This window comes from Paenibacillus sp. FSL R5-0713, assembly GCF_037973325.1.
Taxonomy (GTDB): domain Bacteria; phylum Bacillota; class Bacilli; order Paenibacillales; family Paenibacillaceae; genus Paenibacillus.
This window is the reverse complement of the sequence record NZ_CP150229.1, coordinates 1926303-1952190: the sequence shown is the minus strand read 5'-3', so window position 1 is coordinate 1952190 and position 25888 is coordinate 1926303. Positions and strand designations below refer to the sequence as shown.

Below are 25888 nucleotides of genomic sequence, written 5' to 3'. Positions count from 1 at the left end.
AAGATTAACGCCCGCTTGTAGCGAGATTCTCCGTAGGCACTTCTGTCTGATTCAGAAGTTCCTGGATGATACGCTCCGCCAAGCCTTCTTGTTGTCTGATCCGGTTACGAAATACAAGTCGGTGGGCCAGCACAGGTACCGCCAGAACCTTAATATCATCAGGCAAAACAAAGTCTCTGCCATGCAGTGCAGCCCATGCCTGACTTGCCTTAAGTAATGCCTGAGCCCCGCGTGGACTTACGCCAAGTGAGAGCTCAGGATGTTGCCTTGTCGCTTCCGTTAACTGAATGATATATCGTAGCAAATCTTCGTTGATTTGCACGGTTTTATACGTATCCTGCGCCTTCAAAAGTTCTTCACGACTGATCACTGCTGTGAGATCATCAACAGAGCGTCTGGCTACCGTACGTCTCAAGATTTCTACACTCTCTTCACTGCTTGGATAACCCATGCGAATTTTCATCATAAAACGATCCATCTGAGCCTCAGGTAGCGGAAAAGTTCCCTGATTATCTACGGGGTTCTGGGTGGCGATAACGATAAATGGCCGTTCCAGCTGTCTCGTTGAGCCGTCGATACTGATCTGGCGCTCTTCCATGCACTCCAGCAAGCTTGATTGCGTACGCGGTGTAGCCCGGTTAATTTCATCGGCTAGTACAAGATTGGCAAACAAGGGCCCCGGTCTGAATTCAAAATCACCTTCTTTTTGATTAAAAAAGTGAATTCCTGTTAAGTCAGAGGGCAGCAAGTCTGGTGTAAACTGTATCCGTTGGAAGGTGCAGTCCAATGAAGAGGCCACCGATTTGGCGAGCATCGTTTTCCCGGTACCCGGTACATCCTCCAGCAGTAAATGTCCTGACGCTATAATCGCGGTCATCACCAGCTCTATGGTATGCTCTTTTCCCACAATTACTTTTCCCACGTGATCCATCAATTGTTGATTCATTCGTTCCATTCCTTGGATTTCCATCTGCATCTCATCCTTCCGTTATGGAGCTTATGTATTCGCATTCATTACTAACTATAACCCTAATTGGCAACATAAAACAAAGGAGTCGGCAGATGGCCGACTCCTTGACTCCCCGCACTTCTCAAAATACCAAAGGCAACATAATCATAAACCGCGTACCCTCGCCTTTTTTGCTATCCACAGAGATGGTACCTCCATGGTTCTTGATGATTCGGTAACTTACTGACAGTCCAAGTCCCGTTCCGCTCTCCTTGGTCGTGAAGAATGGATCAAACAGACGTACAAGCGTATTATGGTCCATCCCATGACCATTATCCGCGATGGAGATCTGCACGAACTTGTTTTCCGTGGCAGTAGATATTCGAATTAGACCGGTATGTTCTTCACCGACTTCCTCGATCGCATCCATTGCATTTTTCACCATATTCAAAATAACCTGCTTAATCTGTTTGACATCAATGGACACATTCAGCGGGGCATCCCCTTCATCCAGAACGATCTCGCATCCCTTCATCAAACCTTCGCTTTCTGTCAGCAGGACCACCTCTTTGAGTAAAGAGTCGACAGACATCACGGTCTTCTGTGGAGCCGATGGCTTGGAAGAATTCAAAAATTCGTAGATGATGTCGTTCGCCCGATCAATCTCCGTCAGTATGATTCGCGCGTACTCGTCTTTGCCGAGCTGCAGCAAATGGGGCCTGAGCAGTTGGATGAACCCACGGATTGCAGTCAACGGATTACGAATTTCATGAGCAATAGATGCTGAAATCCGCCCCAGCATCGCAAGTTTGTCATTTTGATAAGCGGTCTGTTCGATTTGTTTATAATCAGATACATCTTTGACGCTGAACAAAAAGTCGCCATCCATCTGATCACCGTACGTTACAGTAACCAGCCAATGCCTGCCGTATTCATCGATCAACTCATGATAGCGCTTACGATGAAAAATGGTTTCCCGATAAATACGTAAAATTTTCTTTTTCTTGAATCGGCTCATCTGCGGATGATGCAGCATTTGCATCAGGGTGCAGCCGCTCAACAGACTTCTCGGAAGTTCCAACAACTTTGCCATCTGAACGTTAATAAACGTCAATACACCGTGACTGTCAAACAACATAATACCGCTATCCAGATGTTCCAGTACATTCTCGTACTTGTTGTTATCCAGATGCACAGGCGGGAATCCATCCGTTGGTTGAGGCACTGTATCCTGAAATTCACTAATCATGTCAGGTTCCTCCTTTTCACGTAAATGATAAACTTGCCATTCGGACATCATATCATCACAGAAACAGGAAGGGCCGATTTTATTTTTCATTACCGGTGCCCTTTCGTTGGGGGGCTGAGCCGAAAATATGGATGGCATGTCCGGAACTCAAGCTGGTCTATTCCCGGTAACCAACACTCGATCCGGAAAATCATATACGTTTGTTCCATTCCGACCTTCTCCTATTCCCAAACACGAACATTTTTTTGCTCCGCCTCTTTTGCAAGTCTGCTTTTATCATAGACAAGTTTATAGAAGAGAGTCAATCGGAGAAAGTGTCGAATGGAAATTATTTTAAAAAAAACCTCGAATTAGTTCCAGAACAACAGCACAAAAACGAAGCCGTTTCACCCCTTAGGCAAATCAGCTTCGTTTTTAATATCTTTAATTTGTGATATATCCAAATTCATCTATAGTCCGGTCTTATTATGCTGAATTTTCAGTCTGCGCTGACTCATCACAGCTAATCGACGTTTAAGTTCACTTTCCCACTTCTCGTCTTTGGTTTCTTTGGCGAGCCTGAGCAAATCCAGAGCCATATCAATCTGGCGCTGCACAATGACCATGGCATCCTCGCTCTCACGGTTTACACAGTTTTCGAAAATGGCATCCTCATCTTCTGTAACATAATCTTGAAAGTCGATCTCGGATGCACCGTCTCCATGCGCATATTCGGCGAGAATTTCATATTCGTTTTCCACTTTATAATGCACCTCAACCCGATGACACACCGGGCAAAACAGCAGGGGAACATTATGAACCTGGGTGCGGTAATGCTTCAGCGTGCCCTTCGTTCCAACCATACTTGCCCCACAACAGTAACTCATTTTTGTTCACCCTCCTTATTACGTGCCGGGACTTTTTTTGTTAAAATGCATCCCGTACACTTCCAGCACTTCCGAAAAGGAATAGTTCCATCAGTGTATCACATTCATGTACAGATTATAAATGCAGAGCACCGGAATATTTACCGGGTTTCCATACCCTATTCGCCTTAAAGGCCATCAATTCCTCTTTCAACAAATAAAAAGAAGACTTTCTTCTAATATATTATTAACACGCTTAGCTGCTTGTTCAAACACTTTTGATTAACTTCGTGATAACTTCTGGCAAAAGGGTGCAAAAAGCCCTCAATCCCTAACGGGATGAGGGCTTGAACAAAAACCGTTCAAGTTAACCTGGCCTTACAGGTTGTTGTCGCCTGGTTTCCAGTTCATTGCACACAATCCGCCGGATTGCAGTGCTTGCAGTACGCGAAGTGTTTCTTCAACACTACGGCCTACATCGTTGTGGTTAACCACTTGATATTTCAATTCGCCTTCTGGATCGATGATGAACAGGCCGCGCAATGCTACGCCTTCTTCTTCGATCAGAACGCCGTAATCTTTAGCCACTTGCTTCGTGATGTCGGAAGCCAGCGGGAAGTTCAACTGACCCAGACCATTGCTATCTACAGGTGTGTTGATCCATGCTTTGTGGCTGTGTACGGAGTCTACGCTCACGCCAAGGATTTCAGTATCCAAAGCTTTGAATTGCTCGGAAGCAACGCTCAAAGCTGTAATTTCAGTTGGGCACACAAATGTGAAGTCCAAAGGATAAAAGAAGAATACAAGCCATTTGCCACGATAATCGGACAGTTTAACGGAACCAAAATCTTGTCCATCTCCCGATACTGTTTCCATTGCGAAATCCGGTGCTGGTCTACCAACCAAACGTTCTGCCATAACTAAAAATTCCTCCTTTGGGATTATGTAAGCATCCATATGGATTGCTCATCATCAAGAAAAACGCGAACGCCTTTCCTGTAATTAAAATGATTTGATACTTGATAACAAGTACAAGTAAAATGTTATCATCCGGACTTCCCAAAGTCAAGATTATAACCATTATTTTTTTATAATAATTATAAATAAGGATTTTTCGTGCCAAAAATCATAAAGGAACAGCCCTCTGTACATTCCATAACTGGAAACAAAGGGCTGCCATGTTCTTGATAATATAATTACGCCTGTTTCTGAATAGCCGCTACAATCAAATCGCCCATTTCGGTCGTGCTGATCGCTGTGCTCTTGTCTACAGCAATATCACTCGTGCGGTGTCCTGCGTTCAATACATTCGACACAGCTGCTTCAATGGCATCCGCACCTTCTGCATAACCAAAGGTTGTGCGGAACATCAACGCCAAAGAGAGAATGGTTGCAATCGGATTAGCGAGGCCTTGACCTGCGATATCCGGTGCAGAACCGTGTACCGGCTCATAGAGTCCGAAGCTGCCTTCTCCCAGTGATGCAGATGCAAGCATACCGATGGAACCCGTCAGCATCGCTGCTTCATCACTCAAGATATCTCCGAACATGTTTTCCGTTACAATAACATCGAAGCTGGCTGGGCGACGAAGCAATTGCATCGCACAGTTGTCTACCAACACATGCTCCAGTTCAACATCCGGATAATCCGGTGCTACCCGATTCACAACTTCACGCCAGAGACGGGAAGTTTCCAATACGTTGGCTTTGTCTACAGAAGCCAGCTTTTTGCGACGTCCTTGCGCAATTTCGAATGCCTGACGAACGATCCGCTCCACTTCTGTTACATTATATGCACAAGTATCTACGGCCTCTTCACCCTGTGCACTTTCACGTCTGAACTTCTCACCGAAGTAGATACCACCTGTCAATTCACGTACCACCATCAGATCTGTACCTTCAAGTACTTCCGGCTTCAACGTTGAGGCATCCTTCAAGCAATCAAATACGACAGCCGGACGCAGGTTGGAGAACAATCCGAGTGCTTTGCGAATACCTAGCAGGCCTGTTTCCGGGCGAAGCTCCTTGCTGTTGTTATCCCATTTTGGACCGCCAACCGCTCCAAGCAGGACTGCATCTGCACTTTTACACACGCTCAGTGTTTCTTCTGGAAGAGGTGTACCCTTCTCATCAATCGCGATTCCACCAAACAGGGCATGCTCTGTCTCAAAACGATAACCGAATACTTCCTCCGTACGTTTAAGAACTTTCTCAGCCTCAGCTACGACTTCAGGGCCGATTCCGTCACCTGCAATAACTGCAATTTTTTTCACGTCTGCCATTGGGTTGTCCACTCCTTATATTTCATTCATTAATTATTCATAAAGTAACGTCTCATATTAACTCTCTCTTTTGTATCATATTCCAAGGTCATTTGACCAAGATATACAATCTATGACTTTAATAGATTTTACCTATAAGCCGATAGAGATTAACTTTCACAAGTTGTTCCTGACCCTCCCGGTAGGGTAAAATATAGCTGAATTCAAATCAGGTACGCAGGAGGGATAAGCAACATGCAATATTCGTATTTGGGTAAATCAGGCCTCAAGGTCAGTCGAATCTGTCTCGGTACCATGAATTTCGGGCCTGCTACAGATGAAAAAGAAGCTTTCCGCATTATGGACGCAGCACTCGATGCAGGGGTAAACTTTTTTGATACCGCTAACATCTACGGGTGGGGTGAAAATTCTGGGCTTACCGAAGAAATTATCGGACGCTGGTTCAATCAGGGCGGTGGCAGACGTGAAAAAGTAGTTTTGGCCACCAAAGTCTATGGCTCCATGCATGATGATACAGATGGCCCCAACAACGAAGCTGGCCTCTCTGCCTATAAAATCAGACGGCATCTGGAGGGTTCCCTCCGCCGCTTGCAGACCGATCATATCGAACTGTATCAGATGCACCATGTTGACCCAGCTGTATCATGGAATGAACTGTGGGGTGCATTTGAGAATGCCGTTCATCAAGGTAAAATCGGTTATGTAGGGTCAAGCAACTTTGCTGCATGGCAGATTGCAATCGCTCAAAGCGAAGCCAACAACCGCCATTTCCTTGGCCTTGTTTCCGAACAGCATAAATACAGCCTCAACTGTCGTTTTCCTGAGTTGGAAGTACTGCCTGCTGCCAAAGAACTGGGCCTCGGCGTCATTCCATGGAGTCCGCTTGATGGTGGGTTACTGGGACGTAATGCTCTGCAGAAGCTGGAAGGGACACGCAGTGGCGGCATCGCGGGACGAATTGAGCAGCAACAGACTCAGCTTGAAGACTTCGCAGCGCTCTGTCGTGATCTCGGTGAACCACAGGATACGGTGGCTTTGGCATGGGTTGCAGCCAATCCCGCAGTAACCGCTCCAATTATTGGACCGCGTACACTCGAGCAGTTTGAGACCGCACTCAAATGTCTGGATGTGACTTTGGATGAAGCCGTGCTCAAACGTCTGGATGAGATTTTCCCAGGTCCAGGTGGACATGCACCTAATGCATACGCGTGGTAATAACTTGATAGCGTATGGTAATGCACGAGGTCACCGTAGAAACTACACCGTGTGGACCTGCCCTAATTATATATATTAAAAGCAAAAGAGTCTGACCCTCCATAGGAGAGTCAGACTCTTTACGTACCTCACTGAACGGAACATAGCAGGCCGAACGATCTTCTATATCCATTCGAAATGAGATACATCTTCCTGTCAGCGTACATTGCTGCACCGGAACGGAGCCTACAGGTTCACATTTACACGATTTGTGTATGTCTTGCGTTTCTCAATTAATTGATTCAGACCGTCTACATAGGCACGTGCACTTGCACCCAATATATCTGTGCTTACACCTCGTCCTTGTACGGAAACCTGATTTTGAGTCAGCACAACATGTACTTCACCCAATGCATCCTTGCCATGTGTTACCGATTTGATCGAATAGTCAGACAACGTTACGTCTTCCCCACTTACTTGATCAATCGCATTGTAGATCGCATCTACCGATCCATTACCCTCCGCCTGCTTCTCAACCGTATCCCCGTCAAGCGTTGCAATGCGGACTTTGGCTGTTGGTACCGATTCATCTCCGTACGTAACAAAGATCGATTCCAGTTTATACACCTCGGGTGCATCCTGCAATTTCTCTTCAATTACGGCAAGCAGATCTTCGTCAGTAACTTCTTTTTTCTTATCAGCCAGCTCTTTGAACTGGGCAAATGCCCGATTCAATGCTTCTTCTTCCAACTCATAGCCAAGATCGATCAACCGCTCACGGAAGGCATGACGACCGGAATGTTTACCCAGTACAAGCTTGCTTTCCTTCAAACCGATGGACTCTGGCGTCATAATTTCGTACGTTGTTTTTTCCTTCAGCATGCCGTCCTGGTGAATGCCGGATTCATGTGCAAAGGCATTCGCCCCAACAATGGCTTTGTTTCCTGGCACAACCATACCTGTCAAACGGCTAACCAAACGACTGGTCCGTGCAATTTCAGATAACTGCAACGAGGTTTTCGCCTGGAAAAATTCCTGACGTGTCTCCAGCGCCATAGCAATTTCCTCGATCGCCGTGTTACCTGCACGTTCACCAATGCCATTGATCGTACCTTCGATCTGATCGGCCCCGTTGAGGATGGCTGCTAGTGTATTGGCCGTCGCCATACCCAGGTCATTATGACAGTGGGCACTCAGCTGTACCTTTTCAATCCCGTGCACATTCTCCTTGAGATGTTTGAAAATGTTTCCGTATTCATATGGACTGAGGTAACCCACCGTGTCCGGAATATTCACTACGGCTGCGCCTTCTTCAACAGCCATATTCACCATTTCCACGAGGAAATCATATTCAGTACGACCTGCATCCTCAAGTGAGAACTCGATCTTCGAAAATGTTTTCTTCGCATAACGAATCGCGGAACGAGCTGTATCCAGTACCTGCCCTCTGTCCATACGCAATTTATGTTGGCGGTGAATAGGTGAAGTTGCCAGAAAAACGTGAATACATGGGTCCTGTGCACCTTTAAGTGCTTCCTTAACCGCATCAATGTCTTGCTCTCTGGAACGGGACAAGCCAATTACGGTAACATTTTTAACTGCTTTTGCTACTGCATTGACAGCTGCCAGGTCGCCTGGAGATGCCGCCGGGAAACCAGCTTCCATCCGGTCAATGCCAAGCCGCTCGAGCTGATGGGCAATTTCCACCTTTTCACGAGTGTTCAGATTGACTCCCGGGGATTGCTCTCCATCACGCAGCGTTGTGTCAAATACATAGATTTTACGCACGCTTCGCACCTCCTGTACTTGTATTATAATGTTTCTCTGAACCAGCAATAGCGGCTCACGCATAAGCACGGCCGCTATTCCCAGTTAAAGCTCTAAGTTTACTTGAATACCTTAAAGTGCATGTTCTAAAAGTTAATGCTTACTTCTTGATCCAGTGCATCATCTCACGCAATTGTCCGCCAACCACTTCGATTGGGTGTTCAGCTTCGTTACGACGAGTTGCTGTCAAGAATGCACGACCGGATTGGTTCTCCAGAATGAAGTCACGTGCGAATTTACCTTGTTGGATATCCGTCAGCACTTCTTTCATTGCTTTCTTCGTATCTTCCGTTACAACGCGAGGTCCAGTTACATAGTCACCGTACTCAGCTGTGTTACTGATGGAATCACGCATACTTGCAAGTCCGCCTTCATACATCATGTCAACGATCAGCTTCAGTTCGTGCAGACATTCGAAGTATGCCATTTCAGGAGCGTAACCCGCTTCTGTCAAAGTTTCGAATCCCGCTTTTACCAATGCACTTACACCACCACACAGAACAGCTTGCTCACCGAACAAATCAGTTTCTGTTTCTTCACGGAAGGAAGTTTCAATAACCCCTGCGCGTGTACAACCGATACCTTTAGCATAAGCCAAACCGATTTCTTTAGCTTTACCCGTTGCATCTTGCTCGATCGCGATCAAGCCCGGTACACCAAAACCTTCCACGTAAGTACGACGTACCATGTGACCAGGGGACTTAGGAGCTACCAGCAATACATCGCTGTTTTTTGGAGCAACGATTTGACCAAAATGAACGTTGAAACCGTGGGAGAAGAGCAGTGCAGCGCCTTCTTTGAGGTTTGGTTCGATTTCGTTTTTGTATACAGAAGCTTGAGTTTCGTCAGGAAGCAAGATTTGAACTACATCTGCACGGCTTGTTGCTTCAGCCGGGGACAGAACTTCAAATCCGTCATTTTTTGCGGAGTCAAAGGATTTACCTTCACGAAGTCCGATGACCACGTTCAATCCGCTATCACGAAGGTTTTGGGCTTGGGCGTGGCCCTGGCTACCATAACCGATTACCGCAATCGTTTTTCCTTTCAATACGTTAAGCTCTGCATCCTGTTCATAATAAGTAGTTACTGGCATGTTTATAAGTCCTCCTTTTATTGTAAAGAACCCTTCATTAATGAGCGGGTGTCTCAAGGGACCGACTCGCTTGAAGTGTCCAAAGCGTCTCAGGTCTGATCGATCCGTTCAGACACCCGCCCATTAATGCGGGAATGTATCTATCTTTTCAAGCGTTACATCACTAAAATGTTATATTGCAACTAGTAAGGGACTGACACTTTCACATAAGATCAACTATATATGTTAGCTCACCGTCGTCCCTTTTCATTCATTATAGCCTTATGCGTTGCCGCGTACCAATGCAGTTATGCCTGTACGGGACAATTCGCGAATGCCGTATGGCTTGAGCAATTCAATCATCGCATCAATTTTGTCCGTATCTCCGACCACCTGAACAATCAGGCTGCCTGGACCAACATCTACAACGGATGCGCGGAATGTTTCTACCACACCCAGAATCTCAGGACGCTCGGAAGGCTCTGCTTTAACTTTGATCAGGGCAAGTTCACGGGCTACCATCGGTTTCAGGCTGAAATCAACCACTTTGATCACATCGATGATTTTGTACAATTGTTTCTCAATCTGCTCCAGCGTTTTATCGTCACCAATGGTGACAATAACCATCCGGGAGAGTCCGGGTTCTTCTGATTGACCCACTGTAATACTCTCAATGTTAAATCCGCGTCGACCGAACAACCCCGATACCCGCTGAAGGACGCCTGGCTGATCGTTAACCAATATTGAAATCGTATGTCTAATCATTCCTCAGCATCCCCCATCAGCATTTGATCAATTGTTGCTCCCTGCGGAACCATCGGATACACATTTTCATCCTTGCGTACCACGAATTCTACAACGACTGGGCCTGGTGTATCCAGAGCTTCCTGCCAAGCACGTGCCGCTTCTTCTTTATTCGTTGCACGCAATCCTTTTACGCCATATGCTTCAGCCAGTTTTACAAAATCCGGACTTCCTGCCAGATCAATATGGCTGTAGCGGTTCTCATAGATGATCTCCTGCCATTGGCGGACCATTCCGAGCACCTGATTGTTAATGATTACAATTTTAACCGGTATATTGTTAATGGCACAGATCGCGAGTTCTTGGGAACACATCTGCATTCCGCCATCACCGTTAATCGAGATTACGAGTCTGTCCGGATTGGCCATCTGAGCACCAATGGCAGAAGGGAATCCAAAGCCCATCGTTCCGAGACCACCTGAAGTTACCCATGAACGCGGTTGATTAAATTTGTAATATTGTGCTGCCCACATCTGATGTTGTCCCACATCCGTAGTTACAATCGCTTCACCTTTGGTTGTATCATTCAGCATTTCAACAACCCACTGGGGTTTCAGCACTTCGTCTGAATCCGTATAGCTGTAAGGTTTCTCTTGCTTCCACTGTTTGATCTGGTCTCTCCATGCATCTGCACGCTCGGCACGTCCAACTTCTTTGTTAGCTATTTCCAGCACAGTCTTCACATCACCCACGATTGGGATATCAGTTGCAATGTTTTTACCAATCTCCGCCGGATCGATATCGATATGAACGATCTTGGCATGTGGAGCGAATCCATCCAGCTTGCCTGTTACCCGGTCATCGAATCGAGCACCAATATTAATCAGCAGATCCGCTTTTTGAATAGCCTGATTGGAAGTGTACGTTCCGTGCATACCTGGCATACCCGTCCATAATTCATGACCGCTTGGGAATGCACCCAGACCAAGGAGAGTGGTTGTAATTGGAATGCCTGTCTTCTCAACAAACTCGAACAGTTCTTCATGTCCACCCGAGTACACCACACCGCCACCAGCCAGAATCATTGGACGTTCTGCTTCCTGAATGGCTTGGGCCAAACGGTCAACCTGCAGTTTGTTTGGTACTGTCCGTGGATTGTACCCTCTCAATATAACAGGTTCAGTTGTCGGTTCAAACAATGTTTTGTTCGCTGATACATCTTTCGGGATGTCGATCAGGACAGGACCTTTACGACCGGTATTGGCAATATGGAATGCCTCATGAATTACACTGGACAGATCTTTTACATCTTTCACCAGGTAACTGTGTTTGGTGATTGGCATTGTAATCCCGGTAATGTCCGCTTCCTGGAAAGCATCTGACCCGATCAGGCTCGAAATAACATTCCCCGTAATGACTACGAGTGGTACTGAATCCATATACGCTGTTGCAATACCCGTAACCAGATTCGTTGCTCCTGGTCCGGAAGTAGCAATGCAGACACCAACTTTGCCGCTTGCACGTGCATATCCGTCAGCTGCATGTATTGCTCCTTGTTCGTGACGAGTGAGAACGTGTTTGAAATCCTCGAAACCATACATCGCATCGTAAATGTACAACACTGCGCCGCCCGGGTAACCAAATACGCACTCAACACCTTCAAGTAACAAGCTTCTCAGCAGAATTTCGGATCCGCTAATGACCTCCGGCTTCATCCATTTTTCACGTAATTCATCTGTTGACCGTACTTCTGGAATTTGAGCTCCCATCAGTCATCCTCCTCTCGAAATTTACACCATTCTGACATTTAAAGTTACAAAAAAAACCTTCCATCCCTGCAAACAAGTTCATGCTTGCGAGGGACGAAAGGTTATCGCTTCCGTGGTACCACCCAACTTTGCCCGAAATTTCGCAATAACGGACCTTACCAGGTACAACAAAACGAATAGCTCAAACGAACATAGTCGTTTCCCATACCTGTTGTCTGTAACGCAGACATACGATTTTCCCTAATACGCGAAAGGAGTGACATCCAGTGCTTTTCAGGAAAACAGCTCCGAGGTGAGCTCGTATATAAGGGATAATGGTGGTGGTTTCAGCAATTCCAGCCACTCTCTGAGCAAAAGAGCCCTTAAAACTTCGTCCTCTTCATAGCCGATGAAATATTCTCGTTAAATGTTAGGAACATTATATGATTCCTCCAACCGATAAGTCAATACCTGTTTTGCATAAAAATTCAGAGAACCTTTCTCCCTCCCTCTTCAACCTTTAAGGTTGCCCTAATCCCAGCGCTTCATTCAGTCACCTTTTATCTTGCTTCGGGCATAGGATATACGAGCAGCGCGACTGGTCCTGAAAGGAGGCTCCGTATGGTGATTCGGCAACGCACATCCAAGCTGGATGATGGCGCCATCATGAAGCTGATTGACACTCAACTTGTGCCTCTCTCTCACATGAGTGAAAAAGAAATTAACAAAATCCGCAAAGAAATACCCCTGCGAATGAACAGGGGCATGACCTTTGTTGTCTCGCCGGAGCCAGATAAAGCTGCTGTGGCATTCATCCATTTTCTCATGCATGGGGAACTGCTCTATGTCGATATGATGGCTGTTAGCCTGAAAGAACAACGCAAACGTTACGGCCAAACTTTGCTGCTCAAAGCAGAGAGCTTTGCGGCATCCCGGGGATGTCGAAGATCGAAAGTGATGGTGGATGAAGGCAATACCAAAGGGCTTCAGTTTTATCAAAAAAATGGGTACAGTGCGATTCGATACATCATGATGAGCCGCTGCTACGAATTGGAAAAAACATTATAGAATCCCCTAGAAAAATCCTGGTGGACGTGGTCCTGGTCCATAAGGACCGAACCCAGGCCCTGGGCCAAAACCGCCACCAGGTCCTCCTGGTCCATAACCCGGCCCGTAGCCTGGACCATATCCCTGACCCGGTTTCGGGCCAGGTCCATATCCGGGACCAAAGCCGGGACCAGGTCCATAAGCATAAGGCAGTGTGGCAATAGCGAGCAGATCAAACAGTACCAATGGCAAAATCGCTTTTGTGCGTACTTTTTTGCCATTCAGACGCTTCAGTACCAGTTTGTTGCCGGATACTTTCAACAGCTTTCCCGTAACCCGAGTGCCGTCTTTTTTGATTGCAACAATATTTTTGCCTATTAATTTCATCGCTTCATCACGCGTAACTTGTTGTTTCATACTTTCCCCTCCTCCTCGGATCGTTCAAAACAGTGTATTCGTCCATCACTGAATTCGCCTGTTTCTTTGTCCCTACCTGAAAATATGGGTATCTGCACGAGAACCAAAGTGAACGTGAAAAAGCGGCCTGCCGAAGCTCATAAAAACAAAAAAGGCCCGCACATGGCGGACCTTTCCATCAAGCTTTTGGAAAGTAAATCAATATGTTGCACGTCGTTACCTTTTACCCGGATCATATGCTTCACCGAGTGCAGACGGAGCCGAAGAACGTCCAACCGCTGCAACAAGAACGATGATGGTAAGCAGGTATGGCAACATGAAAATAATTTCCTGGGGAATACTTTGTGACCATTCAAACAACTGCACATAGTTACGAATCGCTTGTGAGAATCCAAAGAAGACAGCCGCACCAAACGCACCAATCGGATTCCATTTACCAAAGATCATGGCTGCAATGGCAATATAACCTTGGCCGGAAACCGTATTGTGTGAGAATGTACCCGTTGTCGTCAACGTGATTGCAGCACCACCAATGGCTGCAAGCGCACCACTGATCATAACGCCAACATAGCGATAACGACGTACTTTAACACCAACCGTATCAGCCGCACTTGGATGTTCACCAACTGAACGAAGACGCAGACCAAATGGTGTTTTAAACATAATGTAATACGTCAGGAATACGAAAAGAATGGCCAGATATGTCGTTGGATATACGTTCTTGAAAAAAGCTTCTCCAAGCAACGGAATGTCTTTCAAGAATGGCACATCAAATTTGCTGAAGCCTTGAACCAATGGTGAATCACCAGAACCTTCGAACAACAGCTTAACCAAGTACAACGTACTTCCTGCTGCCAAAAAGTTAATGACAATACCACTGATAATCTGGTCTGCCTTAAATGTGATAGACGCAACGGCATGAATCAACGATACCAGTACGCCCAGTACAATCGCGAGCAAAACCCCCATCCAAGCCGATGTCGTTCCGCCCATACCCGCTTCTTGAGCATAGTGCGCCCCGATTCCAGCCGCAAAGGCACCGAAGACCATAAAACCTTCAAGTCCAAGGTTCGTAACACCTGATTTTTCCGAAAAAATTCCGCCGAGTGAAGCAAAAATCAATGCCGTAGCAAAGACAAGCGTCGTATTGATAATCTGCCCAATTGTCAACAAGTCCATCTACAACACCTTCTCTTTCTTACGCTTCGAATAGAACGGTTTGAGTATCCAGCGCACGATGCCTTGTGCCGCAATGAAGAAGATAATCGAACCGATCACAATCCGAATAATCTCAGGCGGAACATCCGCAGCAAAACTCATACCTGCAGATCCGTACGTGAGGGTACCAAACAACACTGCACCCAACAACACCCCAAACGGATGATTCAAACCAATCAGGGCAACTGCTATTCCGTCAAAACCTGTACCTGGTGAACCCGACATTACAGTCTGGTAATGGAACACACCAAGAACCTGGAATGCACCACCAAGACCGGCAAGCATACCACTGATAAACATTGCTTTTACGATATTCCGGTTAACATGCATACCTGCATATTCAGCCGCATTCGGGTTGTAACCTACCGCGCGAATTTCGAAACCTTGTTTAGTTTTCCACATATAGATATAGAAGAGCACAGCCATCACAAGAGCAATCAATGTCCCCATGTGCACACGGGAGTTACCCATTAGTTCAGATAACCATGTGAGACTGATCGAAGCCGATTCGCTGATATCGACCGAGCGATTCTCGCCCTTCAACAACAAGAATTGGCGTACGATAAGGTTCGCCAGATATAGACCAATCCAGTTCAACATGATACTGCTGATAACTTCATTGACCCCACGTGATGCTTTCAGATAACCAGCAATAGCTGCCCACAGACCACCAAACAATGCACCAGCAATCAAAGCCAGTGGCGCATGAAGGTAGATTGGCAAACCTGCAAATTTAACACCTACAAAGGTTGCAGCAGTCATACCGACGAGAAATTGGCCTTCTCCCCCGATGTTAAACAACCCTGCACGTGATGCAAATGCAAATGCAAGTCCAGTCATAATTAACGGTGTCATTTCCCGTACCGCTTCACCAAAGTTGTACATGTCTCCAAATACCTTGGTGAACAATGCGCCGTAGGCTTCAATTGGATTGTAGCCACCAATCAGCATGACAACCCCACCGAGTATCAGACCCATAATAATGGCGACTACAGGCAAAATAAATGAATCTCGGGTAAACCATTTCAATACGTTATTCATGCGCAGTACCTCTCTTTTGGGTGCTGCCCGCCATCATCAAGCCGAGCTCCCTGTCATTGGTTTCTTCCGGCAGCACCTCGCCAACGATCTGGCCTTCATAGATGACAGCAATTCGGTCAGATACATTGATAATCTCATCCAGTTCAAATGAAATTAGCAGAACAGCCTTGCCTTGATCGCGTTGTGCAATCAGCTGCTTTTGCACGAACTCAATAGCCCCTACGTCCAAGCCACGGGTTGGCTGTGCAGCGATAAGCAATTCAGGATTTTTATCCACCTCACGTGCGATAATGGCCTTCTGCTGGTTTCCTCCAGACAAGGAACGGGCCTTGGTCTCGATGCTTGGTGTACGCACGTCAAATGCCTCCACAAGCCGCTTCGCCTGCTTTTTGATGGCATCGAAGTTAAGGAACCCCTTACGAGTGTATGGTGCCTTATAGTACGATTCCAGAACGATATTTTCACTCACTGAAAAATCAAGTACAAGTCCGTGTTTATGTCGATCTTCCGGAATGTGGGCTACACCCGACTCCGAGATATGGCGCGGAGAATGATTGGACAGCTCCTTGCCCTCCAAAAGAATTGAACCACTGTCGACTTTACGAAGTCCGGTAAGGGCTTCAATCAGTTCACTTTGACCGTTACCATCCACGCCTGCGATACCAACAATCTCTCCAGCACGTACGTTCAGGTTAAGTTGGTTCAGAACTGCAATACCCTCTTTGTTCTTGGAAGTTAGTTTGCTAACTTCGAGCACATTGGCTCCAGGTGTAGCCGGTTTTTTGTCCACTTTGAATGTGACATTCCGCCCCACCATTTTCTCTGCCAGCTCATTCGGGTTCGTTTCCGAAGTTTTGACGGAATCAATGACTTTCCCCCGACGGATAATCGTTACGGTGTCGGAGATTTCCATAATCTCTTTCAATTTGTGCGTAATCAAGATGATTGACTTGCCTTCTGCGACGAGCTTCTTCATGATGATCATCAGTTCTTTGATTTCTTGAGGAGTCAATACGGCTGTAGGCTCGTCAAAAATAAGAATGTCCGCACCACGATACAATGTTTTAACAATCTCCACACGCTGCTGCATTCCGACAGAGATATCATGAATCTTGGCATGAGGATTTACTTTCAGTCCATACTGTTCGGATAGACGCTGAACTTCAGCGGCTGCTTTTTTATAATTAATATTGAGACCCTTCGTTGGTTCAGATCCCAAAATAATGTTCTCTGTTACCGTGAACGGCTGTACAAGCTTAAAGTGCTGATGCACCATGCCGATGCCAAGATCGATCGCTCGGTTAGGGCTGTCGATGATGACAGGCTTGCCATTCACTTCAATGGAACCTTCATCTGGCTGATAGAGACCAAATACAATATTCATCAACGTTGACTTACCAGCGCCGTTTTCGCCCAGTAGCGCATGGATCTCGCCTTTACGAAGCTGAAGGCTGATAGCGTCGTTGGCAACAATGCCTGGGAAACGCTTCGTAATTTGTTTTAACTCAACGACGGGGGTTGCTGCACCCATGTAATCACCCTTATAACTGATATAGTGTGGTTCCGCAAACGAAAGAAAAGCTCCTACCCGGAGCGTTGATACACAGTGACCTTGTACAATTGTTATGATGACTTGATCAAATGTTCCTGTTTTTGCAATCATAAGGCCGGTCTAGACCGGCCTCAATGATTATTCATCTTTGACTAAGACCAAAATTACTCTGTAGGAACTTTGATTTCGCCGCTGATGATTTTTTCTTTGTACTCATCTACTTTAGCAAGGATATCAGCAGATACGTTAGCAGTAGAAGTATCAGCAATACCTACACCGTTTTCTTTCAGTGTCAGGTTCTCAGAACCGCCAGCAAATGTACCATCAACAACTTCTTGGTTTACGCGTTTAACCGCTTCGTCTACTTTTTTGATCATGGAAGTCAAAGTAATCTCATCACCAAACTCAAGAGATTGGTCTTTGTCGACACCGATAACCCAAACATCTTGACCTTGTTTTTTACGTGCGCTTGCTTCGTTAAACACACCGTTGCCAGTTGCGCCAGAAGCGTGGAAGATAATGTCTACGCCTTCATTGTAAAGTGTTGCTGCTGCTGCTTTACCCAAATCTGGTTTATCAAATGCACCTGTGTAGTTAGAAATGAATTGAGCATCAGGGTTAACTGCTTTTACACCTTCTCTGAATCCTACTTCAAACTTTTTGATCAGTGGGCTTTCCATACCGCCTACAAAACCAATTTTGTTCGTTTTTGTTGTCAGACCAGCAACAACACCAACCAAGAAGGATCCTTCTTCTTCAGCAAAAGTTACGGACTTAACATTAGGAGAATCCACTACGCTGTCAATGATCGCGAGTTTGGCATCCGGGTTTTGGTCAGCAACCGTTTTGATTGCATCAGCTAATTGGAAACCGATACCCCAAGTCAGATCATATCCACCCTTAACGAATTCGTTCAAGTTCGGAATGTACTCTTCATCGGATTTACTTTGCAGGTATTTAACGGCTACACCTGTTTCTGTTTCAGTCGCTTGCAGTGCTTCCCAAGCGGATTGGTTAAAGGATTTGTCATTAACTCCACCTACGTCAGTAACCATACCGATTTTGAGATCGGATTTCGCTTCAGTGGATGTGCCACCTGTATCTCCTCCGGCATTTGTTTCTTCTTTCGGTTTGCTACCACAACCTGCGAGCATAACCGATACCGCCAGCAACATTACCAAAGACAAGCTGAGCATCTTTTTCATTTTCTCTTTTTCCCCCTTAATGATATATCCTTCATTCCAATCCAGCCTACAATTGAACGGTTAACAGATAGCAGGAATGACTTTTATGCAGAATGTATGGTTTCTTCGACATTAAAAGCGCATTCTCACCCTTGAAGCATTCTATCATCTGTCGAAAAACCGAACATTATGACATGGAGAGAAAAATTTAGGACTAGCCTACTAGAGGTGATTATACAATCAACCAGTGTTAAAATCCAGATGTTTCATCACCAAATATCACATATTTTTGTTCTTTTTTTATTGAAAACGCTTAATAATTTAGCGTTTTAACACACTAACGTTACAACGATGTGATGTTATATAACAAAAACATATCGTGAACTTTAGTGAGGAATGGAATTTACCTGTTTTCGTTTGTATTATTTCACCGTTCGTATTTTATGTATTTCCACGGACTGTTATTCACCGGTTATCTGGTTTTCATTGTTCCCTGCCAGACCATAGCCTATTCGCTCTACTCATTCAGAGATTCACCTTCGGATTGCTTCCAAGCCGTAAAAAAAGCCGCCATATAGGTACGGCGGCTTGTATCATACAATTTTAAGCGTTGATTTTGCCTTTAGCTACAGTAGCCAAAGAGTTGAACGCATTGATGTCGTTAACGGCCAGATCAGCCAACATTTTGCGGTTCATGTCTACACCAGCAAGTTTCAAACCATGGATCAGTTTGTTGTAAGACAAACCATTCATACGTGCTGCTGCATTGATACGAACGATCCACAGTCTGCGGAAGTTACGTTTCGTGTTGCGACGGTCACGGTATGCGTATACCAGGGATTTCATTACTTGCTCGTTAGCTGTTTTAAAGATACGGTGTTTGGAACCGAAATAACCTCTTGCCAGTTTCAAAACCTTTTTATGACGACGACGTACTACAAAACCGCCTTTTACTCTTGCCATATTAAAGAACCTCCCAAATAAATATAAATGTATCCGTGGTATGTGTACGGCCGTAGCCGATCCCCCATACGGAATGTACTAATTAGAATTAGCCTTTCAAGTTAGCCAAACCTTGTTTCAAACGTCTAACATCCCCGGCAGCCATAACTGGGTTACCGTTCAGAACGCGCTTAGCACGTTTAGATTTGTGGGAAAGCAAGTGGTTTTTGTGAGCTTTGTAACGAAGGACTTTACCGGAACCGGTAATTTTGAAGCGTCCTTTCAAACTGCTGTGTGTTTTCATTTTAGGCATTTTGTGTTTCCTCCTCCAATGTTATCAGGCTTTAGGAGCCAAGATCATGATCATACTGCGGCCTTCCAATTTCGGTTGACGTTCAATAGTACAAAGTTCTGCAACTTCTACCTTAACGCGCTCCAAAATCCGTTGACCAATCGCGGCATGTGCAATTTCACGTCCGCGGTAACGAACAGAACATTTCACTTTGTCGCCTTCGTTCAAAAACTTAACTACATTACGAAGCTTCGTTTGATAATCGTGCTCCTCAATATTGGAACGGAACCATACTTCTTTAATGTCAACAATTTTCTGGTTCTTACGGGCTTCTTTTTCTTTCTTTTGTTGCTCATAGCGGAATTTGCCATAGTCCATAATACGACACACCGGCGGTTTAGCCTGTGGTGCCACATTGACCAGATCCAAATTCAGGTCAATCGCCATTTGCAGTGCTTCGCGAATGGGCGTGATCCCAATTTGTTCTCCTTCAGCTCCGACAAGGCGTACTTCCTTCGCCCGAATCTCATCATTAATCATGTGATCTTTACTAATAACCGTCCACCTCCAGGTCATTTTGAATATCCAGTTACACAAAAATAAAAGGGATGCCGGTCAAGCTACCGACATCCCTGTAATCAACACAATTCTTCATGAGTATACACTTCATAAATTATTGGGATCGTTGACCAGCCAACATAGTGTTGATCAGGTGAGAAGTCGGACTTCTACTTGTGATTCCATTGCTATTCATTTTGAATCCGTTTTAAAGCACTTGAATACTATAACATCCACGAAATACATTGTCAACATCTTCACAACTTTTTTTTCTGAATTATACATTTGTTATATCCAATGTCGACAAAGTCTCGTATGCATGTTCCTTATCCTTGTTTGCTCTGCACCTCATCGAGCCGCACAACACGTGTGTGTTGGGTGTGGCTCCACTGTTTGTTGTTCTGCGTGAAGAAAGCGTAGAACGTAATCGGGTACCAAGACAGCAGATAAATTGGGAACAAAATCAGATATAGATAAACTTTGGCAAAGGTAACCTTCTCCAGCGCCATGGATAACAGGAACGTCAGAATATTCAGACCAATAGCGACGAATCCAACCCATAACGGGAAGTACCCATAAATATTCGCAATGTGCGGACCATTGAATATGGCCATGTCTACCCACATCACAGCCGTCATCAGGAACGTAAGCAACACAACATAGACATTGGCTCCATAGATGGCAAGGTCAAATTTCACCAGGCTTCTTTCCTTAATGGACTGCCAGAGCAGCGGGAAGAAATATCTACGTGCAACTGTAAAGTGACCTTGCATCCAGCGCAGACGTTGTCTCGCTGAAGCTTTGAATGTTAATGGCTTCTCATCAAATACTTTGGCGTCATAGTTGAAAACAGGATACACGTTACGTTGAACACTACGCATCGTAAACTCCAGATCCTCAACCAGACTTGTTGCGCCCCAGCCAATTTCCTTCAACAGGTTGGTTTCGAAGCACATTCCGGTTCCTCCGAGGAAATTCGCCATATTCAAGTTATGACGAGACAGCTGCCACAGACGGTTAATGTACCAGTAAGATACGCCGTAAGCTGCAGTAATCCAGGAATCCTCCGGATTTTTCGTATCAATATATCCTTGGATAACACGTGAACCATTGTTCAAGTCATCATTCATCTCAAGCAAGAAGTTACGGTCAACCAGGTTATCGGCGTCAAACATAACAACTGCGTCATACTGACGTGGCAATTTCCACAGGTACTTAAGCATCCATTCAATGGCATACCCTTTACCTCTTAGATCAGCGTTAGTACGTACGCAGGCATTCAAACCATGTTCTCTAACAATCTGAGCCGTTCCATCCGTACAGTTGTCACAGATGACAAACACATCGTACAGATCTTCCGGATAATCAAGTTGTTTCAAGTTCTCCATCAAGGCACCAATGACTTGTTCCTCATTGTGTGCTGCGACGAGTACAGCGAATGATTTTGTGGCTGGATAATGTTTCTTTTTCTTTTTCTTAATCAGACCGAACAGCGAAAACGTGAATTGGTACACGGCTAGCAGTGCCAGAATGACCTGCATCGTGACGAATATAGCGTCCAACATCGTTCTCTGTTACCCCCTTTTTTTCAAACCCAGTTTACTTAAGCATTTCTCTTCCTGATTCTGCAATTTATTTTTTTTGTAATGTGCAGAATATGACCCTGTTCTTTTGTGTAATACGTGAATTTATCAGGCAATGTTTCAAAGCTTGGTTGCTATCAGTTGGCTGCTTTATCGATTCTGTATTCTTTTCAGTCATTTGTCAAAACCCCAATTCCACTTTCTGAACGAGAAATGTGATCTTTAAACGCTGAATAGACACTTCGTGATACCACAACCTCGCATTCATGCCTGTTATATCTTATTTTCAGCCGTTTACTTGATTTTTATTTCTAAAGTCCCTGCTTTTTTCATCAGCATGTTATTCTTCGTCAGAGGCTCTATAACAAATAACGCAAACAGACCTCAAAAAGTTTAAACCAAAACTCACATTTTTTTTACCTCATTTCAGCCATGTTGAATCATTGTATCTTTTTTGGCTAACCCAAGTCAAAAAGTTAAGATGGGTATATATCCACTCTTTAACATGAATTTTACGTTCTTTACATGGGTTCTTCTTGAAAAGGACAACATTTAAAAATATGATAAACATATACCTGAAATAACCTCAAGTTCATGAAAAACGGTTATATATTAATCAGGACGAAACCGGATGCAGAAAATGACCGGAAATAATGCCGCCATTACAGGCGGCCTGACTGGCAGGAGGCCAATATGAGCCGTTTATTCTTAAAGTTTCAAGATTATGATCGAAATGTTTTTATGTGGATCAACGGCCGACTTCATAACCGTTTTATGAATTTTTGGCTGTATTATTTCACCCATCTGGGTGGAGCAACTTCTTCTATTGCAGTATCTTTGTTAATCTGGCTGCTTGCTCCGGCTCCATGGAGCACAACAGGACTCCAAGCTTGCATCGCTCTTGCGGTCAGCCACATTCCTGTAGCCATCGCAAAAAAATTGTATCCCCGCATTAGACCTTATCTGGCCTTGCCGGATACAATTACATTTCGGAATCCCCTGACGGACCATTCGTTTCCATCAGGACACACAACTGCCATTTTTTCGGTCACTGTTCCATTTATGACCACTGATCCGATCTTATTGCTAATATTGTTGCCTGTGGCTCTTATTGTCGGATTCTCTCGCATTTATCTGGGATTACACTACCCTTCCGATGTTCTGGCAGGTGCCACAATAGGTACTTTAGTCGCACTTGCAACAGTTGCATTCTGGTCTTAAAGCCGATATGTTAGACTCAGAAAAACCTAGCAGGAACAGGTGAAGTAAGCGTGGAGAAAAAAAGAGTATTACTATTATCTGAAGGCTTTGGTACGGGTCATACTCAAGCCGCCTATGCACTGTCCAGCAATCTGCGAAAGCTCTCGTCAGATGTGCAGACGAAAGTGCTGGAACTGGGAAGTTTCTTAAATCCCAAGGTTGCACCTCTTATTATAACAGCATACAAAAAAACGGTTACCAACCAACCCAAACTTGTCGGATACGTATACAGACACCAATATAAAAAATCATTGAATCGGCTGACAACACTCGCATTGCACAAGCTGTTCTATACCCATACACGCAGCGTTGTGCGCCAGTTACGTCCCGATGCAATTGTCTGTACCCATCCGATCCCCAGTGCTGTCATAGCCAGACTGAAACGTCTGGGTGCACAGATTCCTCTTTGCACAGTCATCACCGACTATGATGCACATGGAACATGGATTAACCGTGAAGTAGACCTTTATCTGGTTTCTTCAGATGAGGTTAAGTCCAAACTATTGCTTCGTGGCGTACCTATAGACAAAATTCGAGTCACCGGCATTCCGGTGCATCCGAACTTCTGGGAACATCCCGGACGAGAAGAGATCCGAAGCAGATTCAACCTCAAAAATATGCCCACTGTACTGGTAATGGGCGGTGGTTGGGGCATGCTCAGCGACGAGCTGGTCCATCCGTTGCTGACACGGTGGCATAAAGATATTCAGATTATTTTTTGTCTGGGTCGCAATGATAAAGCACGGATCAGCATGGAACAGAACCCGATGTATCGCAAAGAGAACATTCATATTATCGGGTACACCAACGAAGTGGACAAATTGATGGAAGTCTCCGACCTGCTGATCACCAAACCTGGAGGAATGACATGCAGCGAAGGCTTAGCCAAAGGAATTCCGATGTTGTTTCACAATCCTATACCTGGTCAGGAAGAAGAAAACGTCCATTATTTTACCGCTAGAGGGTTGGGAGAACCCATATCTTCGTCTGACGTAGTTATTAAATGGATGAACAAACTGCTGCACCACTATCCGGATGTCGTACGTAAACGCAAACGTCATCTGGCGGAAATTGCCAAGGTTCATCCAATGGAGAGCGCTCAAAGTATTCTCGATCTGTTGGAGGACGTTCGTCCTTCATCCGCAGAAGAGGCCCATATATGAATTTATCCGAACATTTGCTGCTTCCCTCATATCTCGTCCAATTACGCCTTTAAGCGGCGGCTTCAAACAAACCTGCAACCACATTGAAAAGGTGCCTTCGACTTTGAAGGCACCTTTTCTGTATGAAGGAAAGTACAAATTTACTGAATGCCTGCTGATTTCAAGTACTCCTGCCACTGTTTGGTGTATTCTGACTGAATTTTTTCTAATCCCGCTTGTTTTGCCTTCTCCATAAATGTGTTCAACCCAGCCTCTACGTCTGCCACCAAACCCACATTAAGCGGATACAAATATTGTTTCTCAACTTGCTCCAATGCAGCTTTCTCGGCTTGATATGGAGTCCAGTCTTCCGCAAATCCGGTAAAAATATCTGGCTTTTTGATTTTGTCCAGATCCTCAAACATAGTCAGGACATCATCAAAGGTTTTATCATAGAGCATAAATTCCGGATTACGCCAAGCCCAGCCATTCATGCCCTCACGCGGGAAGCCGTTCGTTTGTGCATCCCCCACCATTTTGTAGTATCCATTATCTACCTCGAAGTTTTTGCCCTCCACGCCGTATTCAGTCAACCAATTATAGCGTTTGTCTGTCACAAGCTTTTCGTAAAATGCCAATGCTTTTTCCGGGTTCTTACTACTGCGTGGAATCGCAAACCCATTGTGGATCGGGTGAACAGGTTGTGCAAACCCTTTTGCATTCGGATAAGGGAAATAAGCCAGTTTCCAATCTGGATGCGTAGACTGCACCTTGATAACATCTGCATTAAATTTGTTAGGGTTCTCCCCGGACAGAACAACAGCCGCTTTTCCATTTTGCAGCAATGAGTTGGAAGTATCTTTTACATTCAGTACGTTTTTCGGGAAGAATCCTTTGTCCATCCAGCGTTTGTATGTTTTCAGGTCTTCCAGATGTTGTGCCGATCCCCAATAGGACGTCACGGTCGAAGGTGTGTCATACATAATATCCAATCCATATGGAAGTTGACCCGCTGTATTCACCAGCTTGGATGTCAGTTGACGGATACCGTGCGTATGGTTGGCATTGCTATCCGCGATCGGAATCATATTGGGTTCGTTGGCCTTAATGCCTTCCAGATACGCTTCGAGTGTCTCGAGCGATTCTGGCTTCGGAAGATTGTACTTCTCGCGCAAATCCTCGCGGTACGCAATCCCCTCGGTTACATACTCAATCCAAGTAGATGGAACCGTATAGATTTTGTCATTGATTTTGACAGCATCCCACATGTCATCAGGGACATGAGCTTTAAGCGCTGGTGCTGCTTTAGGCAGCATTTCATCCAGTGCCAGAAACGCTCCCTTCTTGGCATAGGACTGGTAGAATGTCCAATCCGCTGTGAAGATCAGATCGATCGGCTGTCCGGAAGACAGCAGCAGTTTATATTTTTGATCCCAGTCGGTCCAGGAGGTGTAGTTGAATTTCACATTGACGTTCAGATCAGCCTCAGCCAGCTTATTAATCTCGGATTCAATGACAGGCAGATCTTTCGGAGCATCCCCAAGCATGTAAAATTGCAGTGTTACTTTATCACCTTTATTCTCGGATGTTCCCCCTTGCTCGCTTCCTTGCGCCGATCCCCCCGAACCATTGTTGCATGCGGCAAGCACCCCGGCGAACAACATCAGGGCAAGTACCAGAGACAGGTGCCGAATTGTTTTTTTACGCATACGCATCCTCCCTTTTTGTGGTGAACCTTTATA

Annotated in this window: 23 protein-coding genes; 4 read left to right on the top strand and 19 right to left on the bottom strand. The window is 45.3% G+C overall.

Annotated features, from left to right (window positions below; genetic code table 11):
* Window positions 1-4: 4 nt before the first annotated feature.
* The 5 genes from MKZ12_RS08950 to leuB form a co-directional block, all read right to left on the bottom strand.
* Entirely contained in the window at window positions 5-970 is a 966-nt protein-coding gene (locus tag MKZ12_RS08950) for a MoxR family ATPase (protein WP_339260008.1), read from the bottom strand.
* A 121-nt stretch (window positions 971-1091) separates the two neighbouring features.
* Complete coding sequence (locus MKZ12_RS08945; RefSeq protein WP_150364819.1) at window positions 1092-2198, bottom strand: PAS domain-containing sensor histidine kinase; 1107 nt, start codon at window positions 2196-2198, stop codon at window positions 1092-1094.
* 449 nt (window positions 2199-2647) lie between these two features.
* Window positions 2648-3064 (bottom strand): hypothetical protein, encoded by a 417-nt coding sequence (locus MKZ12_RS08940; RefSeq protein ID WP_017689649.1) that lies wholly within the window; start codon window positions 3062-3064, stop codon window positions 2648-2650.
* A gap of 357 nt (window positions 3065-3421) precedes the next feature.
* Window positions 3422-3961 carry a peroxiredoxin gene (locus MKZ12_RS08935; protein WP_091032840.1) on the bottom strand — a complete coding sequence of 180 codons (540 nt, stop codon included), beginning with the start codon at window positions 3959-3961 and terminating at the stop codon, window positions 3422-3424.
* Window positions 3962-4239: 278 nt separating this feature from the next.
* Window positions 4240-5325 carry a 3-isopropylmalate dehydrogenase gene (gene leuB, locus MKZ12_RS08930; protein ID WP_339240821.1) on the bottom strand — a complete coding sequence of 362 codons (1086 nt, stop codon included), beginning with the start codon at window positions 5323-5325 and terminating at the stop codon, window positions 4240-4242.
* Window positions 5326-5559: 234 nt separating this feature from the next.
* On the opposite strand from leuB, the gene MKZ12_RS08925 reads away from it, so the two are divergent.
* A complete protein-coding gene (locus MKZ12_RS08925; protein ID WP_339260006.1) occupies window positions 5560-6540 on the top strand; it encodes an aldo/keto reductase in 981 nt (326 codons plus the stop codon).
* Between the two features lie 225 nt (window positions 6541-6765).
* On the opposite strand, the gene MKZ12_RS08920 is transcribed toward MKZ12_RS08925, so the two are convergent.
* The 4 genes from MKZ12_RS08920 to ilvB form a co-directional block, all read right to left on the bottom strand.
* A complete protein-coding gene (locus MKZ12_RS08920; protein ID WP_339260005.1) occupies window positions 6766-8307 on the bottom strand; it encodes a 2-isopropylmalate synthase in 1542 nt (513 codons plus the stop codon).
* A gap of 139 nt (window positions 8308-8446) precedes the next feature.
* Entirely contained in the window at window positions 8447-9439 is a 993-nt protein-coding gene (gene ilvC, locus MKZ12_RS08915; RefSeq protein ID WP_192134654.1) for a ketol-acid reductoisomerase, read from the bottom strand.
* A 261-nt stretch (window positions 9440-9700) separates the two neighbouring features.
* Complete coding sequence (gene ilvN, locus MKZ12_RS08910) at window positions 9701-10183, bottom strand: acetolactate synthase small subunit (protein WP_339240815.1); 483 nt, start codon at window positions 10181-10183, stop codon at window positions 9701-9703.
* The gene (gene ilvB / locus MKZ12_RS08905) at window positions 10180-11931 is read right to left on the bottom strand and encodes a biosynthetic-type acetolactate synthase large subunit (protein WP_339240813.1); all 1752 of its coding nucleotides are present in this window, start codon (window positions 11929-11931) and stop codon (window positions 10180-10182) included. Before ilvB ends, ilvN begins: the two co-directional genes overlap by 4 nt.
* A gap of 600 nt (window positions 11932-12531) precedes the next feature.
* On the opposite strand from ilvB, the gene MKZ12_RS08900 reads away from it, so the two are divergent.
* Window positions 12532-12978 carry a GNAT family N-acetyltransferase gene (locus MKZ12_RS08900; RefSeq protein WP_339240811.1) on the top strand — a complete coding sequence of 149 codons (447 nt, stop codon included), beginning with the start codon at window positions 12532-12534 and terminating at the stop codon, window positions 12976-12978.
* Window positions 12979-12984: 6 nt separating this feature from the next.
* Here the strand turns inward: MKZ12_RS08900 and MKZ12_RS08895 are convergent, their stop codons facing one another.
* The 9 genes from MKZ12_RS08895 to MKZ12_RS08855 form a co-directional block, all read right to left on the bottom strand.
* Window positions 12985-13374, bottom strand: a complete 390-nt coding sequence (locus tag MKZ12_RS08895; protein WP_339260004.1) for a hypothetical protein — start codon at window positions 13372-13374, stop codon at window positions 12985-12987.
* 216 nt (window positions 13375-13590) lie between these two features.
* Window positions 13591-14553, bottom strand: a complete 963-nt coding sequence (locus MKZ12_RS08890; protein ID WP_339240807.1) for an ABC transporter permease — start codon at window positions 14551-14553, stop codon at window positions 13591-13593.
* A complete protein-coding gene (locus MKZ12_RS08885; RefSeq protein ID WP_339240805.1) occupies window positions 14554-15633 on the bottom strand; it encodes an ABC transporter permease in 1080 nt (359 codons plus the stop codon).
* Window positions 15626-17164: an ABC transporter ATP-binding protein gene (locus MKZ12_RS08880; protein ID WP_192134643.1), complete on the bottom strand. Its 1539-nt coding sequence runs from the start codon at window positions 17162-17164 to the stop codon at window positions 15626-15628. The genes MKZ12_RS08885 and MKZ12_RS08880 overlap by 8 nt, the downstream gene beginning before the upstream one ends.
* A gap of 185 nt (window positions 17165-17349) precedes the next feature.
* Window positions 17350-18390: a BMP family ABC transporter substrate-binding protein gene (locus tag MKZ12_RS08875; RefSeq protein WP_339240803.1), complete on the bottom strand. Its 1041-nt coding sequence runs from the start codon at window positions 18388-18390 to the stop codon at window positions 17350-17352.
* Window positions 18391-18972: 582 nt separating this feature from the next.
* Window positions 18973-19332 carry a 50S ribosomal protein L20 gene (gene rplT / locus MKZ12_RS08870; RefSeq protein ID WP_017689664.1) on the bottom strand — a complete coding sequence of 120 codons (360 nt, stop codon included), beginning with the start codon at window positions 19330-19332 and terminating at the stop codon, window positions 18973-18975.
* Window positions 19333-19420: 88 nt separating this feature from the next.
* Window positions 19421-19624, bottom strand: a complete 204-nt coding sequence (rpmI, locus tag MKZ12_RS08865) for a 50S ribosomal protein L35 (RefSeq protein ID WP_017689665.1) — start codon at window positions 19622-19624, stop codon at window positions 19421-19423.
* A 24-nt stretch (window positions 19625-19648) separates the two neighbouring features.
* Window positions 19649-20143, bottom strand: a complete 495-nt coding sequence (gene infC / locus MKZ12_RS08860; protein ID WP_062833422.1) for a translation initiation factor IF-3 — start codon at window positions 20141-20143, stop codon at window positions 19649-19651.
* Between the two features lie 344 nt (window positions 20144-20487).
* Window positions 20488-21726: a glycosyltransferase family 2 protein gene (locus tag MKZ12_RS08855; protein WP_339240801.1), complete on the bottom strand. Its 1239-nt coding sequence runs from the start codon at window positions 21724-21726 to the stop codon at window positions 20488-20490.
* 711 nt (window positions 21727-22437) lie between these two features.
* Here MKZ12_RS08855 and MKZ12_RS08850 point away from each other — a divergent pair.
* Window positions 22438-22965 (top strand): phosphatase PAP2 family protein, encoded by a 528-nt coding sequence (locus tag MKZ12_RS08850; RefSeq protein ID WP_169478872.1) that lies wholly within the window; start codon window positions 22438-22440, stop codon window positions 22963-22965.
* Window positions 22966-23015: 50 nt separating this feature from the next.
* Window positions 23016-24167 carry a glycosyltransferase gene (locus MKZ12_RS08845; protein WP_339240798.1) on the top strand — a complete coding sequence of 384 codons (1152 nt, stop codon included), beginning with the start codon at window positions 23016-23018 and terminating at the stop codon, window positions 24165-24167.
* Window positions 24168-24307: 140 nt separating this feature from the next.
* On the opposite strand, the gene MKZ12_RS08840 is transcribed toward MKZ12_RS08845, so the two are convergent.
* A complete protein-coding gene (locus tag MKZ12_RS08840) occupies window positions 24308-25861 on the bottom strand; it encodes an extracellular solute-binding protein (RefSeq protein ID WP_339260003.1) in 1554 nt (517 codons plus the stop codon).
* Window positions 25862-25888 lie beyond the last annotated feature (27 nt).